Annotated in this window: 14 protein-coding genes; 13 read left to right on the top strand and 1 reads right to left on the bottom strand. The window is 29.3% G+C overall.

What is annotated here, in order from left to right:
* From KGF48_RS10195 to KGF48_RS10150, 10 genes are all read left to right on the top strand, one after another.
* Nucleotides 1-837, top strand: a complete 837-nt coding sequence (locus tag KGF48_RS10195) for a PHP domain-containing protein (protein WP_227839001.1) — start codon at nt 1-3, stop codon at nt 835-837.
* A complete protein-coding gene (locus tag KGF48_RS10190; RefSeq protein WP_227839002.1) occupies nt 838-1,833 on the top strand; it encodes an ATP-binding cassette domain-containing protein in 996 nt (331 codons plus the stop codon).
* An 18-nt stretch (nt 1,834-1,851) separates the two neighbouring features.
* Nucleotides 1,852-3,540: a putative 2-aminoethylphosphonate ABC transporter permease subunit gene (locus tag KGF48_RS10185; protein WP_227839003.1), complete on the top strand. Its 1,689-nt coding sequence runs from the start codon at nt 1,852-1,854 to the stop codon at nt 3,538-3,540.
* 11 nt (nt 3,541-3,551) lie between these two features.
* On the top strand, nt 3,552-4,619 hold the full coding sequence (locus KGF48_RS10180) for a putative 2-aminoethylphosphonate ABC transporter substrate-binding protein (protein ID WP_227839004.1): 1,068 nt from the start codon (nt 3,552-3,554) through the stop codon (nt 4,617-4,619).
* Nucleotides 4,620-4,984: 365 nt separating this feature from the next.
* Nucleotides 4,985-5,515 carry a ribonuclease M5 gene (gene rnmV, locus KGF48_RS10175; RefSeq protein ID WP_227839005.1) on the top strand — a complete coding sequence of 177 codons (531 nt, stop codon included), beginning with the start codon at nt 4,985-4,987 and terminating at the stop codon, nt 5,513-5,515.
* A gap of 161 nt (nt 5,516-5,676) precedes the next feature.
* On the top strand, nt 5,677-6,546 hold the full coding sequence (gene rsmA, locus KGF48_RS10170) for a 16S rRNA (adenine(1518)-N(6)/adenine(1519)-N(6))-dimethyltransferase RsmA (RefSeq protein ID WP_227868020.1): 870 nt from the start codon (nt 5,677-5,679) through the stop codon (nt 6,544-6,546).
* 65 nt (nt 6,547-6,611) lie between these two features.
* The gene (locus KGF48_RS10165) at nt 6,612-7,907 is read left to right on the top strand and encodes a hypothetical protein (RefSeq protein WP_227868019.1); all 1,296 of its coding nucleotides are present in this window, start codon (nt 6,612-6,614) and stop codon (nt 7,905-7,907) included.
* A gap of 149 nt (nt 7,908-8,056) precedes the next feature.
* Entirely contained in the window at nt 8,057-9,172 is a 1,116-nt protein-coding gene (locus tag KGF48_RS10160) for a M20/M25/M40 family metallo-hydrolase (RefSeq protein WP_227839008.1), read from the top strand.
* A gap of 187 nt (nt 9,173-9,359) precedes the next feature.
* Nucleotides 9,360-10,256, top strand: coding sequence for a cation diffusion facilitator family transporter (locus KGF48_RS10155; RefSeq protein ID WP_227829116.1), 897 nt, complete (start codon nt 9,360-9,362; stop codon nt 10,254-10,256).
* 69 nt (nt 10,257-10,325) lie between these two features.
* Entirely contained in the window at nt 10,326-11,120 is a 795-nt protein-coding gene (locus KGF48_RS10150) for a hypothetical protein (RefSeq protein ID WP_227829115.1), read from the top strand.
* Between the two features lie 77 nt (nt 11,121-11,197).
* On the opposite strand, the gene murC is transcribed toward KGF48_RS10150, so the two are convergent.
* Nucleotides 11,198-12,550 carry a UDP-N-acetylmuramate--L-alanine ligase gene (gene murC / locus KGF48_RS10145; RefSeq protein ID WP_227829114.1) on the bottom strand — a complete coding sequence of 451 codons (1,353 nt, stop codon included), beginning with the start codon at nt 12,548-12,550 and terminating at the stop codon, nt 11,198-11,200.
* Nucleotides 12,551-12,768: 218 nt separating this feature from the next.
* On the opposite strand from murC, the gene purR reads away from it, so the two are divergent.
* From purR to glmU, 3 genes are all read left to right on the top strand, one after another.
* Nucleotides 12,769-13,647: a pur operon repressor gene (gene purR, locus KGF48_RS10140; RefSeq protein ID WP_227829113.1), complete on the top strand. Its 879-nt coding sequence runs from the start codon at nt 12,769-12,771 to the stop codon at nt 13,645-13,647.
* Between the two features lie 155 nt (nt 13,648-13,802).
* Nucleotides 13,803-14,081 carry a septation regulator SpoVG gene (gene spoVG / locus KGF48_RS10135; protein ID WP_003421453.1) on the top strand — a complete coding sequence of 93 codons (279 nt, stop codon included), beginning with the start codon at nt 13,803-13,805 and terminating at the stop codon, nt 14,079-14,081.
* Between the two features lie 211 nt (nt 14,082-14,292).
* Nucleotides 14,293-15,672, top strand: coding sequence for a bifunctional UDP-N-acetylglucosamine diphosphorylase/glucosamine-1-phosphate N-acetyltransferase GlmU (gene glmU, locus KGF48_RS10130; protein WP_227868018.1), 1,380 nt, complete (start codon nt 14,293-14,295; stop codon nt 15,670-15,672).
* Nucleotides 15,673-15,760 lie beyond the last annotated feature (88 nt).

Here is a 15,760-nt window from a genome sequence, read left to right as displayed (position 1 = left end):
TTGTTAACAGATTTACATTGCCATACAAGCATATCAGATAACAACTTCACTACAGAAGAAATAATTAAGAGAGCATTAGAAAAGAATATAAGTGTTTTAGCAATAACAAATCATGATACATTGTCTGGACTAGATGAAGCTATCATATTGGGAGAAAATTATGGAATAACTATAATACCAGGTATAGAAATATCAGCATACGATTATAAAAACAGAAAAAGAGTTCATATCTTGGGCTATAATATAGATTTAAATAGTCAAGAAATAAAAAATTTATGTAATCCAATGGTTTGCGATAGGCATAAAGCATCTGTTAAGATGGTAAATAAAATTATAGATTTAGGATATAAAATATCTCTAGAAGATGTAAAGAAATATTCATCAAAGACTGGAATATTTAAACAACATATAATGAAAGCACTTATAGATAAAGGGTACACAGATAAAATATATTCAAGTTTATATAAAGAGTTGTTTCATAGAGGAAATGGTAAGGTTTATGTATCTTTAAAATATGTAGATTATAAAGATGCAATAAGAGCTATAAAAAGCTCTGGTGGAATTTGCATACTAGCTCATCCTGGCCAAATGGACAATTTTAATGCTATTGAAGATATGGTGAATATTGGATTAGATGGGATAGAAGTGTATCATCCATCTCACAATAAAGACTTAGAAAAAGAGTCACTTTCTTATGCTAAGAAATACAACTTAGTTGTTACAGGAGGCTCAGATTATCATGGGCTTTACTCTCAGCATGAGTGTGACCTAGGAAGTAAAAGCTTAAATAGAGAAGATTTATTTAAGTTTAGGTTAGCCTTAGGAGGGGTTTTATAAATGTCTTTTTTACAAGTTAAAGATGTAAGTAAAAGTTATGGACAAGCTAAAGTGCTAAAAGATATATCTATTGATATTGAAAAAGGAGAGTTTATTTGTTTATTGGGACCAAGTGGTTGTGGGAAAAGTACATTGCTTAGAATAATTGCAGGTCTTGAAGACAAACATGATGGAAAAATAATAATAAATGATAAGGATATGACGAACTCACCACCTGAAAGTAGAAATTTTGGTATAGTTTTTCAGTCATATGCACTATTCCCAAACATGACTGTTTACAAAAATATAGCTTTTGGCTTAGAAAATAAAAATATAAATAAATCTAATATTGATAAGAAAGTTAAAGAAGTTTTAGAAGTTGTCGAACTAAATGGATATGAGAAAAAGTATCCATCGCAATTATCAGGAGGACAGCAACAGAGAGTCGCGCTAGCTCGTGCAATTGCTTTAGAGCCAGATTTTTTACTTCTTGATGAACCATTATCTGCATTGGATGCAAAAGTAAGGTTGAAACTTAGGGAACAGATTAGAAGTTTACATAGAAAGCTTGGAATTACCACTATAATGGTAACTCATGACCAAGAAGAGGCACTTTGCTTAGCAGATAAAATGGTTGTTATGAATAGTGGAGAAATAATACAGGTTGGGACTCCAAAAGAAGTATATAAAAATCCAGAGACACCTTTTGTAGCTGACTTTATAGGAACAATAAACTTTATAGATGATGGTATTAATAAGATAGCTATCAGACCAGAAGATATAAAGGTAGAATTTAATAGAGATTCTAAAGACAATGACATCAAAGTTGGAGAGATTTTAGATATTGAATTTAGAGGATTTAACTATAGAATTACAGTTGAATATTGTTCTAAGAAAATAAAATTAGACATAGTTTCAAAAGTTGCAGAACAAATGAAACTGTGTATAGGGTCTAAAATAAATTTCAAAATTCCCAAAGAGGGAATTGTAGAATATAAATCAGAGGGATGTGCTTAAATAGCTAGGGGTGAATAAATGATAACAACAAAAAACAAAAGAAGGATAAGTGATAGCACAATACAAAAATATTTTCTGATTTTTTCGCTAATTGTACTAATAGTATTTATTTTGTTTCCTTTAGTATCATTATTAAAAAATGCATTTTTAGATACAAGTGGAAACTTCATAGGTATTTCAAATTTTAGTAAATATGCTGAAAATCCAAGTCTTATAGCATCATTTAAAAATTCAATTTTTGTATCCACAGTTTCATCTTTAATATCGCTGTGTTTAGCATTTATCTATTCATATGCAATAACAAGAACAAATATAAAATTTAAGAATTTTTTCAAAACTATGGGAATGTTTCCTCTTTTTGCACCAACTATGTTATATGGTATTTCACTTATATACCTTTTTGGAAATAAAGGAATCTTTACAACAATGGGACTTGAGGTACCATTATATGGACCATTAGGAATAATTATTTCTCAGATACTATTTACGTTTCCACAAGCTTTCTTAATATTATCGGTAGCACTTTCAATGGCAGATTATAGACTTTATGAAGCAGCAGATAGCTTAGGGGCTAGTGACTTTAAAAAGTTTTTTAAAATTACAATTCCAGGCATAAAGTATTCACTAGTAAGTTCTTTCTTTGTATCCTTTATACTTGCATTTACAGACTTTGGAGCAGCAAAGGTAGTTGGAGGAAACTATAATGTATTAGCTACGGATATATATAAGCAAGTAGTAGGGCAGTTTAATATACCAATGGGGGCAACTGTTTCTATGGTAATGTTAATTCCTGTACTAATAGCTTTTACATTAGACAAGGTGGCAAGTAAAAAACAAGGAATGACTATAACAGCAAAATCTATGCCTTATAAAATTAAAGAAAATAAATTTAGAGATAGAGTATTTTTAATAGCATGTAGTTTTATAACTTTACTAATCTTCATTTTGATATTCGTTTCAGTTATAGGTTCAGTTATAAAATTATGGCCATATAACCTAAGTTTTACGATGGAACATTATACATTTAAAGGTATTTTAGGAAGCGGATTAAAAACTTATTTAAGCAGTTTAAAAATATCAACACTAACAGCTATATTTGGAACTATATTTGTGTTTTTTAGTGCATACATGATAGAAAAAGTGGATAAATTTCCACGATTAAGACAAACAGCTTACTTCTTATCTATGATACCAATGGCATTACCAGGTCTAGTACTAGGAATATCATATATAACTTTTTTTAACTCAGCAAGTAATCCACTAAATTTCCTATATGGTGGTACAGTCATACTTGTCATAGTAAACATAGTACATTTTTATTCTGTTTGCTTTATAACTTCAAACTCATCACTAAAAATGTTGGATAGAGAGTATGAATTAGTAGCAAAATCTATAAATATTCCATTTTATAAAGTGTTTTTTAACATCACAGTACCAATGTCTATAACATCAATACTTGAGATAGTAGTATATTATTTTGTAAATTCAATGGTTACTGTTTCAGCATTAATATTTTTGTATACCCCTCAGACTCAGACTGCATCAATATCCATATTGAAGTTAGATGAGATAGGATATATAGGGCCATCAGCAGCTATGGCAGTATTAGTGCTTTTAACAAATATAATAGTAAGACTTTGCTATGAATTCGTAACAAAAAAATTAAAAAACAATACACAAAAATGGCAACAAAAAGATGTTGCATAGGGGAGGTAAAGATGAAATTTAAGAAGCTAGTTTCTTTAGGAGTATTATCAACGCTTTTATTGAGTGTAATAACAGGGTGTAGCACTGCTTCATCAGGTGGAGACTCAAAGTCTGATAGTAAAACAAAAGGAGAATTAACAGTTTATACAGCAATCGAAGAAGACAGTATAGACCCATATTTAGCTACATTTAAAGAAAAATATCCAGATATTAAATTAAATGTTGTTAGAGCATCGACAGGAGATATAACAGCGAGATTATTAGCAGAAAAAGATAATCCACAAGCAGATGTTGTATGGGGGATTGCTGCCACAAGTTTGTTAGTTGCAGATGACCAAGGAATGCTAGAACCATACGCTCCAGAAGGGTCTGATAAGATAGACACTGCATTTAAAGATGATAAAGAAGTGCCTTCATGGGTTGGTATAGATGCTTGGATGACAGGTATAACTGTAAATACTAAAGAATTAAAAGATAAAAATATACCAGTTCCTAGTTCTTATGAAGATTTGATAAAGCCAGAATATAAGGGGCTTATATCTATGCCAAATCCATCTTCTTCTGGAACAGGATATTTAACAGTGTCAGCGCTTATACAAATTATGGGAGAAGAAAAGGCATGGCAGTATATGGATAAGCTACATGAAAATATTGGTGTATATACTCAATCTGGTTCAGCTCCAGCTACATCATCAGCTTCAGGAGAATACCCTATAGGGATATCTTTTGGATACAGAGGCATAAAATTAAAAGAAGAAGGTTATCCAGTGGAAGTAGTGTTTCCAAAAGAAGGTTCTGGATGGGATATAGAAGCAAATGCTCTTGTAAAAAAAGATAATATAAAAGAAGCTTCTAAGATATTTTTAGATTGGGCGATAAGTAAAGATGCAATGAATGAGTATTCTAAGAACTATGCAGTTACTACAGTTGATACAGGAAATCCAATCCCAGAAGGATTCCCTAAAAAGCCATTAGAGCAAATGATAGATAATGATTTAAAATCAGCAGCAAAAAATAGAGAAACTATATTAAATAAATGGATATCAAAATATGATGGAAAGACAGAAAAGGAAAGTTAAATTCATTAATAAAATCCAACAAAAGAGTACCTAGAATATAAATTTTATATCTAGGTTCTTTTTTGTTGGATTTTATATTTGTCATGAGACCTACATATTTTTTCTATAAATCATTGATATTAAAAAAGAAAATTGTATGGATGATATAATATTAATATAGGTAATGCTACATGGGACTTATTGTTGCTTATAAGTGATTCAATAGAATATAATAGTGAATATATTTATCTAGTAGAAATAAATTTTTCTTAAACTATAGATTTCTAAATAAAAATAAATAGGTTAGTGCCTTGATTAAATCAAATAAAAACCTTAAAATAAAGAGATGTAAACAAAAACTAAAAACAAATAAAAGGTGAATTTATATGATAAAAGAGATAATAGTAGTAGAGGGAAGAGACGATGTTACAGCAGTTAAGAGAGCAATAGATGCAGAACTTATAACCACAGGTGGATTTGGATTTCCAAAAGGAGTAATGGAGCGTATAAAATCAGCTAATGAAAGACGTGGAGTTATAATATTTACAGACCCAGACTTTGCAGGTGAAAAAATAAGAAAAAAAATAGCATCAGAAGTCCCAGGATGTAAACATGCGTTTTTACCAAGAGAAGAAGCTAAAAAGGATGGAGATATAGGGATAGAAAATGCTACTCCAAAAAGTATAATAACAGCTTTAAATAAAGTTAGAACTGAAAGTACAGAAAAAAGAGATGAATTTAAACAAGTTGATTTGATTAGAAATGGTCTTATAGGAAATGAAGATGCATCATCTAGGAGAGATGCACTTGGTAAAATACTTGGAATTGGCTATGGAAATGCAAAGCAATTTTTAAATAGATTAAATAATTATGGTGTTGAAAGAGAAGAATTTGTAAGTGCATTAAAACAAATTTAAATGTAATCATGTATGATATGGAAAAAAATATAAAAAATAAATATAAAATTACAGAGTAATTTAAAATAAATTGTCTTTAATAAATATTTTGCTTTGAATACATGTAAATTAAGTATAATTAATAGGATAAAATCTTAAAATAAGTTAAAAAGGAGTAAACGATGGATAGACTATCTTCACATAGCGCAACAAAAGAAGTAGTACAAAAACATAATTTTAAATTTTCAAAGTCTTTAGGTCAGAATTTTTTAATAGATAGTAATATAATAGATAAAATATTGGATGGAGCTAGAGTCACAGAAGGAGATAATATAATAGAAGTAGGACCTGGTATAGGGACACTAACTCGTGAAATGGGTAAGGTAGCAGAAAAAGTAGTAGCTATAGAAATTGATAAAAACTTAATTCCTATATTGAAAGATACCTTATCAGATTTAGAGAACATAGAAGTTATAAATCAAGACATATTAAAAGTAGATATACAAGAGCTAATAAAAGATAAATTAAATGGTGGACCAGTTAAGCTTGTAGCAAATCTTCCATATTATATAACTACACCAATAGTTATGAAGTTTTTAGAAGAGGATATACCTGTAACAGATATAGTGGTTATGGTTCAAAAAGAAGTTGCAGATAGAATGAATTCTGTTCCAAGTACAAAGGATTATGGAGCATTGTCTATAGCTGTTCAGTACTATTGTGAAACAGAAATTGTAGCAAAGGCTCCAAGACATATGTTTATACCACAGCCTAATGTAGATTCAACAGTTATAGGTTTACATGTTAGAGCTGAAAAGAAATATGATGTTCATAATGAAGAAATATTTTTCAAGACAGTAAAAGCATCTTTTGGACAAAGAAGGAAAACTCTACTTAATTCATTGGGAGGCCTTGGTTTTCTTAATAAGGATGAAATAAGAAAAATATTAAAAGAAGCTAATATAGATGAAAAAAGACGCGGTGAAACTCTTAGTATAGAAGAGTTTGCAGTTCTTTCAAATATAGTAAATACAAAAGTATCTTCTAAATAGGAGGTACTTTTTTTTATTTTATTAACATATATTGTTTAGAGAAACTGTGTTAAGGGGGGATTGCAGTGGGTTCTAAAAGAAAGTTTAAAAGAGACTATATAATACTAGAAGCTAAAGACATAAACTTTAGATACAAAGAACGAGTACTGCCAAAAGCTTTTGCAAAAGTCGAAGTAAATGATGAAAAATCAATCATTGCATTATATGTAGAAAATCTAAAATATGTTAAAGATGGGTATAAAGCAGTAGCAATAAAAGGTGACCATGGATTAATAGACTTAGGAAATATAATTTTAAATGAACAAGGAAGAGGTGAATTTGTTTTAGATTTAGAGGATTATGATGAAGAGATAAAAGGAATTGCCTTATTGTATGAAAGAAATATTCCTTTAGTTGGCTTTAAGGGAAATAAGATTGAAAATTATGAGGACATATTATTCCAAGATGTAGAAGATGAAGAATTAGCTGAAAGTGAAGAAGAGTATTTAGAAGACGATATAGATGATGCAAGTGAAGAATATAGAGAAGATGATGATGACAATGAAGAAAATAGTGATAGTGACGAAGAATATATCATAGAAGAATATGATGAAGATGAATATGACGATTATTGGGAAGATGATGAAAGTGAAGATGTAGAATTAAAGGCAAGAGCAGATATAGAAGATTCTAGTGATGGTGAAATTGAAGAATTTAATAACTATAAAGAAATAGAAAATTATAACAAGGCTAAAGAAAATGAATGCTATGACGATATAGAAGATGATGAGGAATATGATGAGGAATATGATGAGGATGAAGATGACTTTGAAATAATACATGAAGAAAAGATAGTTGCTTCTCCAAAAACTACTAAGTCAAAGAAAGCTCAAAAAGAACAAAATAATATTGAAAAAGTAAAAAGAGCCAATGGGATAAGTCAAGTAGATAATGGAAATAAGCAAGCTGGAACATTACTTATGCCTAGACAAATAAAGAAAGGGTTAAAATTATTCAGAGAAGTTAAGCCTTTTACAGCAGATTATATAGACAATACAAGATGGTGGAAAATAGAGGTAAATCCTACAACATTGTGTGGATATTCAATGCCTTATTTAGGATATTTAAATGTATTGAATTATACAATGTATAGTGATGCAGTTTTACATTCATATAAATATAGACATTACTTATTTGGAGTACAATATGATGAATATAATAAGAGAAAGCATTATATTTATGCTATTCCAGGGAATAGAAATGAACAACCAGATAATGGAAGCACAGGATTTTTAAGATATCAAGTTTGTGACCATAGAACCAATAGTTTAGGCTACTGGTTATGCTTTATAGATTCTAGACAGAGAAATATAGTTAGATAAAACAATAAGAATGAAAGAATTTAACTTTAACTTTCATTTTAGTAAAGAAAATTAATGAAAATGATATAAAAGTTTAAAAACTATTGATAATATTTAAATATTACACTACAATATATGTTGAAATACCTATTATATTATGGAGGAAGATTATGATAAACGAGCAAAGAATTTTAAATGAGTTCCTTGAATTAATACAGATAGACAGTTTATCTTTAAAAGAGGGGAATGTAGCTAAAGTATTAGTTAAAAAGTTAGAAGAAATAGGTTGTTCAGTTGTAGTAGATAATGCTGGTGAAAAAGCAAATGGAGAAACAGGCAATATAATAGCTACTTTAAAAGGAAATAAAGAAGGAAAGAAAATATTATTTAGTTCACATATGGATACAGTAACTCCAGGAATAGGGGTAAAACCTATAGTGGATGAAGTAAATGGAATAATAAAAAGTGATGGTACTACAATATTAGGCTCTGATGATAAAGCAGGTATAGCAGCTATATTAGAGGGATTAAGACAGGTAAAAGAAAACAATATAGAACATACTGATATTCAAGTTGTATTCTCTATATGTGAAGAATGTGGATTAGTTGGAGCTAAAAATTTAGACTATGCAAAAATAGATTCTAAATATGCCTTTGTATTAGATAGTGGTGGTTCTCCTGGAGAGATAATAGTAAAAGCTCCTGCACAAGATGTAATAAATGTTAAGATATTAGGAAAGACAGCTCATGCAGGTCTTGAGCCTGAAGCTGGTATAAGTGCTATAATGGTAGCTGCTAGAGCAATAGATAATATGAATTTACTTAGAATAGATGAAGAAACAACTGCTAACATAGGAATTATAAATGGTGGAACAGCTACAAATATAGTAACAGGAGAAGTTAACATAGTTGCAGAAGCTAGAAGTCTAAAAGAAGATAAATTAGATATTCAAACTAAACATATGGTAGAAACTTTTGAAAAAGCCGCTAAGGATTTTGGAGCTAAAATTGAAATAGATGTAAATAGAGCATATACTCCAATAGATGTTAATGAAGATTCAGAAATAATACAACTTGCAAAAAAAGCATTTTCAAATTTAGGAATAGAAGGTCATACTGAATCTACAGGAGGAGGTAGCGATACTAATATATTAAGTAAAAATGGTATTGAAGCTATAACTCTAGGAATAGGTATGAAAAATGCTCATACATTAGATGAACATATAGCTATAAAGGATTTATATGATTCTGCCAAAATGGTAATAGAGATAATAAAAGAAGCATAAATTTAAGTAATAGTGTATAATATATATATATCGCCTAGCTCAAGCTAGGTGATTTTTCATTTTATAGAAGATTGATAATCTCTATTGAAAGTAAAAGATATACATTTGAATATAATAATAACTTTAATTTATGTTTAAATATATGTTTTTAATAATATTTAGATTTGGTTTATGAGGAGGAATAACAATGGAAACAAGGTACGAGGAAGCAAATAAAATAACAATACAATCAATAATTTGGAATATAGTCTTAACAATAATTAAGGTGATAGCTGGTATTATTGGTAATTCTAGTGCTATGATTGCAGATGGATTACATTCAGCCTCAGATATTATAAGTTCTGTAGGTGTGCTGATAGGTAATTATGTATCTTCTAGACCAGGAGATAAGGAACATAATTATGGTCACGAAAAGGCAGAGACATTGGTATCATTCGTATTATCAATATTACTTATATTTGTTTCTATCACAATAGGTATAGGGGCTATTAAATCCTTATTTAACTTAGATGCATTGAGTGTTCCATCAATACTTCCATTAATAGTGTCAGTCATTTCAATTTTGATAAAAGAGTATCAATATAGAATAACAATAAAAGTTGCTAAAAAGATAAATTCACCAGCTTTAAAAGCAGATGCTTGGCATCATAGGTCAGATGCTCTATCTTCAGTGGCTGCATTTATAGGTATAGGAGGTTCTATTTTAGGATTTAAACCATTAGACCCAATTGCATCAGTTGTAGTAGCAGTATTTGTAGCTAAGGTAGGAATTGATATACTTATAAGTTCTGTAAATGAATTGATGGATGTTTCAGTTGAAGAAGAAGAAAGACAAGAATTAAAGTTTATTGTAGCAGATACAGAGGGCGTTAAAAATCTAGGAGATATAAAGACTAGAAAACATGGAGCTATGGCATATGTGGACTTGACTATATGTGTTGATGAAAATCTAACAGTAAAACAGGGGCATGATATTGCTACTAAGTTGGAAAAACATATAATAAAACATATGGAATTTGTAAAAGGGATAACAGTTCATGTTGAACCATGCACTAATTGCCAAGGAAATAAGTGTATAAAATAATTATAGCTTAAAAAAAAGTGTAAAAAGTTATATAATTGTTTTATGACTATAAACTCTAGGGGTGGTTAAATGAGTAAGAAAAGAAAACTAAAGAAAAAAGCTGCAATATTAATAGGAGTAGTTGTTTTCTTTATAATATACTTTATATCTTTTAAAATAGGTCTAAACATGGAAAAGGATAAGAGTGAGGTTCCAAAGAAAGTAGAAACAGAGACAGAAGATAATAGGTCTTTAATGACTCAAATAAAAGAGAAGAAGAAAATTTATGTATCAGATAAAAATGTAGAAAACATAAAAATCGAAGAAGATATGTGGAACGAGATAAAGTTCTTTTTCTCCGAATTTAAGAAAGTGAGAAATACTACTTCTTATGAAGCAATTTATGAAGGGTATTCTGATGATGGAATTAAATTTTCTACAGACCTTAATTTTTTTAGAGTCTATACTGTAAATAAAGAGGAATATTATAAAGTTCCAATTGATTCCAAGAATTCTTTTAAGAAGCTTTTAGATGAGAGCATATATACTTCATTTGACCTTTTGAGTCACTATAAAGACTGGAAAGAGGTCACTATAACTTATGGAAAAGAAACTAAGAAGATTCATAAATGGAAGTTTGATGATTTAGCACATAAGATGATTTCAAAAAGAGTTGTAGGAAAGGTTCAGCCAGAAAAAAGTAAGGAAAGAAGTGATTATAATTTCAGTATAAATATAAAAGGTGAAAATTTTGCGGTGAAAGTGGATACAATGGGCAAGGATTATGTAAAAGTTACTTCTAAGAAAACTGTCTCTTACTACGAGGTTCATACAAGTTTATTTGATTATCTTAAAAATGAAATATTTGAGATTGGAAAGAAATAAAATATTAAGAAGGCTATCAAGTGATTATATCATTTGATAGCCTAAATTAATTTTTATATGTTATTTTTAGTTACATACTATTTTTCAACTAGTAAGTCTGCAACCTTATATATTGGACCAGCACCAGCAGTTATTACTAAATCATTATCATTAACATTTTCACGTAAATATTTTACTATATCCTCAAATTCTTTTATGTAGATAGCATCTACATTGTTTTGATATAATTTTTCAACTAAGTCTTTAGAGTGTATATCTCCTGGGTCATCTTCTCTTGCAGCATATATATCTGTTATTATAACTTTATCAGCTGCATAGAAAGCTTCTGAAAATTCACCTAAAAGAGATTTTGTTCTAGTGTAAGTATGCGGTTGGAAGATGCACCATAAAGTTGATTTTTTTAACTTTTTAGCAGCAGCTAAAGTAGCCTTTAGCTCAGTTGGATGATGTGCATAATCATCTATTACTAAGGCATTTTTGTAATATCCCTTAGATTCAAATCTTCTTCCTACGCCTTTATATATTTTTATATTTTTTCTTATAGTCTCTAAATCAATACCAGAAACAAGAGCTGCCATTATAGCAGAAGAAGCATTGTATATGTTATGAAGGCCATATACAGAAAGTTCAAATTCTCCTAAATCTTTTCCTTGGTACTCTATTTTAAATATTCCGTGACCACCATTGTCAAAATGTATATCTTTTATAACAGCATCATTGTCAGAATCTCTACCATATTTTATAATAGTAGCTTTAACATCGTACAATATGTCATCAACATTTTCATCATCACCATTTATTATGAAATATCCATCTGGAGGTAAAAGTTTACCAAATTTGTTAAACGAAGCTTTGATTTCATCTATACCAGAGAAATAATCAAGATGGTCTTCCTCAACATTTAAAACTATAGATATCTTAGGATTAAAATTAAGGAAACTATCTACATATTCACATGCTTCAGTTATAAAGTGGTTAGAATTACCTATCTTAACATTACCGCCTATCATACTTAAGTTACCACCAACCAATATAGTAGGGTCTAAGTCTGCATATTCAAAAATTGTAGACAACATAGATGTTGTAGAAGTTTTTCCATGTGTCCCAGAAACTGCTATAGAGTTTTTATACTCCCTCATAATCTGACCTAAAAAAGTAGCTCTGTTCATTATTAATTTATTTTTTTCTCGAGCAGCTATAAGTTCTTCATTGTCTGGGTGAACTGCTGCAGTATAAACAACCATATTTACATCATCTGATATATTTTCTTTTTTTTGACCGATATAGATAGTTGCCCCTTGATCCCTAAGTTTGTCTAATAGGTATGATTCGTTTGAATCCGAACCTGAAACCTGATAACCCTTATTGATACATATTTCGGCTAATGCACTCATGCTGATACCGCCAATTCCTATAAAGTGTATATTCATAATAAAACCACCTTTCTTTTTAATTAAGTCCTACAATATGAACTATTTTTGTGGTATAATAATATAATGTTCAATATTTTATAATTAATATGCATATAATATTATATGTATTTTATTTTTGAATATAATAAAACATAAGTAATATTATACCACAATACGAATTGTTATGCATTAGTTAGTTTAACGTTATATAAAGGTACTTGTAGGAGGAAATAGTAATGAAATTTAAAAGAACAGAGAGAATTGGAGCAATAGTTAAAATACTATCTGATAACCCAAATAAAATATATACATTAAGTTATTTTACAAATCAATTTAATGCAGCAAAATCAACAATAAGTGAAGATTTATTAGTTGTAAAAAATGTATTTGAAAAACTACACTTAGGTAAAGTTATAACTATCTCAGGTGCAGCAGGAGGAGTAAAATATATACCTAAAACTTCTATAGCAGAAAATGCAGAGTTTTTAATGGAATTGTGCGAGAAAATATGTGACACATCTAGAATACTATCTGGCGGTTTTTTATATTTAATTGATTTAATTTATGACCCTACAATAGCTGCTAAGATAGGAAAAATATTTGCTTCAAACATTGAATATGTAGACGCAGATTATGTTGTAACAATGGAAACAAAAGGTATACCTATGGCACTTATGACTGCAAAGGCTATGAATTTACCTCTAGTTATAATAAGAAAAGATATAAAAGTATCAGAAGGTCCTACCCTTAGTATGACATATGTAAGTGGAAATAATTCGAAGGTTGAGAGTATGAGTTTACCAAGAAAGGCTCTTAAACCAGATAGTAAAGTTATAATTATAGATGATTTCATGAGGGGTGGAGGTACTATAAAAGGAATGGTAGACCTTATGAATGAATTTGGAGCAGAGGTTATAGGTACTGGAGTATTCATATCTACAACAAATCCTTCAGAAAAAATGGTAAAAGATTATATATCACTAATTCAGTTAGATGTTACTGGAGATAAAATAGTAGTTGAACCAAACTTAAAAACTTTTAAATATGAATATAGAAATGAAGACTTAGATGGAGAAAATGATTCAGAATTTGAATTTGAGATAGATGAAGATTAATAAAAAAAATATTTAGAAAAATATGTAAAAATAAAAAGAGGATATCCCTAGTTGTCCATAGAATTACTTAAAAAACAGTTTATATTAATTTATTCCAACAATAATAATTTTAATATAAATTAATTTCTGTCAAAATCAAAGGGGGATATATTGGTATGAAGATAACTGACGTAAGAGTAAGAAAATTAACAGAAGAAGGTAAAATGAAATGTATAGTGTCAATAACTTTTGATAATTTGTTTGTAGTACATGATATAAAAGTTATAGAAGGCCACAATGGGTTATTTATAGCAATGCCTAGCAGAAAAGTAGGCGAAGGAAATTTCAGAGACATAGCTCATCCAATAAATGCAGAAATGAGACAAGTTTTAGAAGATGCAGTTTTACAAGCGTATCATGAAGCATTAGTTCAATGGGAAGTAGCTGCTGAATAACAATAAATATAAAAATGGAGAGAGCCCGAACATTTAGGCTCTTTTTAAATGTAGAATTTGCATTAAAATATGTACTTTTTAGTAAAAAAGTGCTATATTATTAGTGATAATGTATATGTTGTATACAAATTGTTAAATAAATGTATTATAATGTATATTGATTGAGATAATAATACGAATAAAATTAAATTAGATTGAATGGAGTGTATCAATGAACTTTAAAGCTATAATCCTTGCCGCTGGCAAAGGAACAAGAATGAAGTCTAAATACCCAAAAGTTATACATAAAGTATGTGGAAAAGAAATGGTCAACCATATTATAGATGTTTCAAAAAAATCAGGCGTAAAGGATACTGTTGTAATTTTGGGGCATGAAGCGGATGTAGTAAAAGAAAAACTTGCAGAAGAAACTATGATAGCTATGCAAACAGAACAGCTTGGAACAGGACATGCTGTAAAAATGGCTAAAGAATATATAAATGATGAAGATGTAATAGTTGTACTTTGTGGAGACACTCCACTTATAAAGGAAGAAACATTAAAGAAATTATTTGATTTCCATATAGAAAATAAATATCATGCCACAGTTCTTACAACAAAAGTTGGAAATCCAACAGGTTATGGTAGAATAATAAGAGATAAGAAGGGGGACCTTCTTAAAATAGTGGAACAAAAAGATGCAAATTCAGAAGAAAAAATGATAAGTGAAATAAATTCTGGGATATACTGTTTTAATGGAAAGAGTCTTAGAGAAGCATTAGATTTGTTAAATAATAACAATGCACAAGGTGAATATTATTTAACTGATACTGCTAAAATAATGAGAGACAAAGGCTTAAAAGTTGGTGCATTTGCAGGTTCAACTATTGAAGAGCTTATGGGTGTTAACTCAAGAGTGGAATTATCAAAGGCAGAAGAAATTATGAGAAAAAGAATAAATGAATCTCATATGGTAAATGGAGTGACTATAATAGACACTAACTCTACCTATATAGAATCTGATGTTGAGATAGGTAATGATACTATAATATATCCAGGTGTTATGTTACAAGGTAAAACAAAGATAGGTTCAGATTGTATAATTGGAATGAACTCATCTATAACAAACTCAGAAATAGGAACTGGAACAGAAATAAAAAATTCAACTATACTTGATAGTAAAGTTGGAGATAATACTACTGTTGGACCATATGCATATCTAAGACCAAAAACTAAATTAGGAAACAATGTAAAAATAGGTGATTTTGTAGAGGTAAAAAATGCTGTTATAGAAGATGGTTCAAAAGCATCTCATCTTTCTTATATAGGAGATGCACATGTTGGTAAAAATGTAAATATTGGATGTGGAGTAGTATTTGTAAACTATGATGGTAAAAATAAATTTAAGTCAATAGTAAAAGACGATGCGTTTATAGGTTCAAATTCTAATTTGGTTGCACCAGTAGTTGTAGAGGAAAAAGGATATATAGCTACAGGTTCAACAATAACACATGATGTCCCAGATGGAGCTTTAGCAATAGCAAGACAAAGACAAGTTGTTAAAGAAGGATGGGTAGAAAAAAAGAATCAAAAAGATAACCAAGGTAAGTAGTTATTTAGTTTATTATTTTGGCTAATAAAATTAGCTCGAAATTATTATAAATTATATTCATTAGGATTTTAAAATTTTCAGGAGGGTT

The organism is Clostridioides sp. ZZV15-6388 (assembly GCF_020657755.1).
GTDB lineage: Bacteria > Bacillota > Clostridia > Peptostreptococcales > Peptostreptococcaceae > Clostridioides.
Note: the sequence above shows the minus strand (reverse complement) of the source record. Positions and strands in the feature narration are given on the sequence as shown.

Bases quoted from the DNA above. Each gene is read 5' to 3' on its own strand.
- rsmA (WP_227868020.1), top strand. From the start codon at position 5,677: ATGGATAGACTATCTTCACATAGCGCAACAAAAGAAGTAGTACAAAAA.
- KGF48_RS10155 (WP_227829116.1), top strand. From the start codon at position 9,360: ATGGAAACAAGGTACGAGGAAGCAAATAAAATAACAATACAATCAATA.
- KGF48_RS10190 (WP_227839002.1), top strand. From the start codon at position 838: ATGTCTTTTTTACAAGTTAAAGATGTAAGTAAAAGTTATGGACAAGCT.
- KGF48_RS10160 (WP_227839008.1), top strand. From the start codon at position 8,057: ATGATAAACGAGCAAAGAATTTTAAATGAGTTCCTTGAATTAATACAG.
- rnmV (WP_227839005.1), top strand. From the start codon at position 4,985: ATGATAAAAGAGATAATAGTAGTAGAGGGAAGAGACGATGTTACAGCA.
- murC (WP_227829114.1), bottom strand. From the start codon at position 12,550: ATGAATATACACTTTATAGGAATTGGCGGTATCAGCATGAGTGCATTA.
- KGF48_RS10150 (WP_227829115.1), top strand. From the start codon at position 10,326: ATGAGTAAGAAAAGAAAACTAAAGAAAAAAGCTGCAATATTAATAGGA.
- KGF48_RS10180 (WP_227839004.1), top strand. From the start codon at position 3,552: ATGAAATTTAAGAAGCTAGTTTCTTTAGGAGTATTATCAACGCTTTTA.
- spoVG (WP_003421453.1), top strand. From the start codon at position 13,803: ATGAAGATAACTGACGTAAGAGTAAGAAAATTAACAGAAGAAGGTAAA.
- glmU (WP_227868018.1), top strand. From the start codon at position 14,293: ATGAACTTTAAAGCTATAATCCTTGCCGCTGGCAAAGGAACAAGAATG.
- purR (WP_227829113.1), top strand. From the start codon at position 12,769: ATGAAATTTAAAAGAACAGAGAGAATTGGAGCAATAGTTAAAATACTA.
- KGF48_RS10185 (WP_227839003.1), top strand. From the start codon at position 1,852: ATGATAACAACAAAAAACAAAAGAAGGATAAGTGATAGCACAATACAA.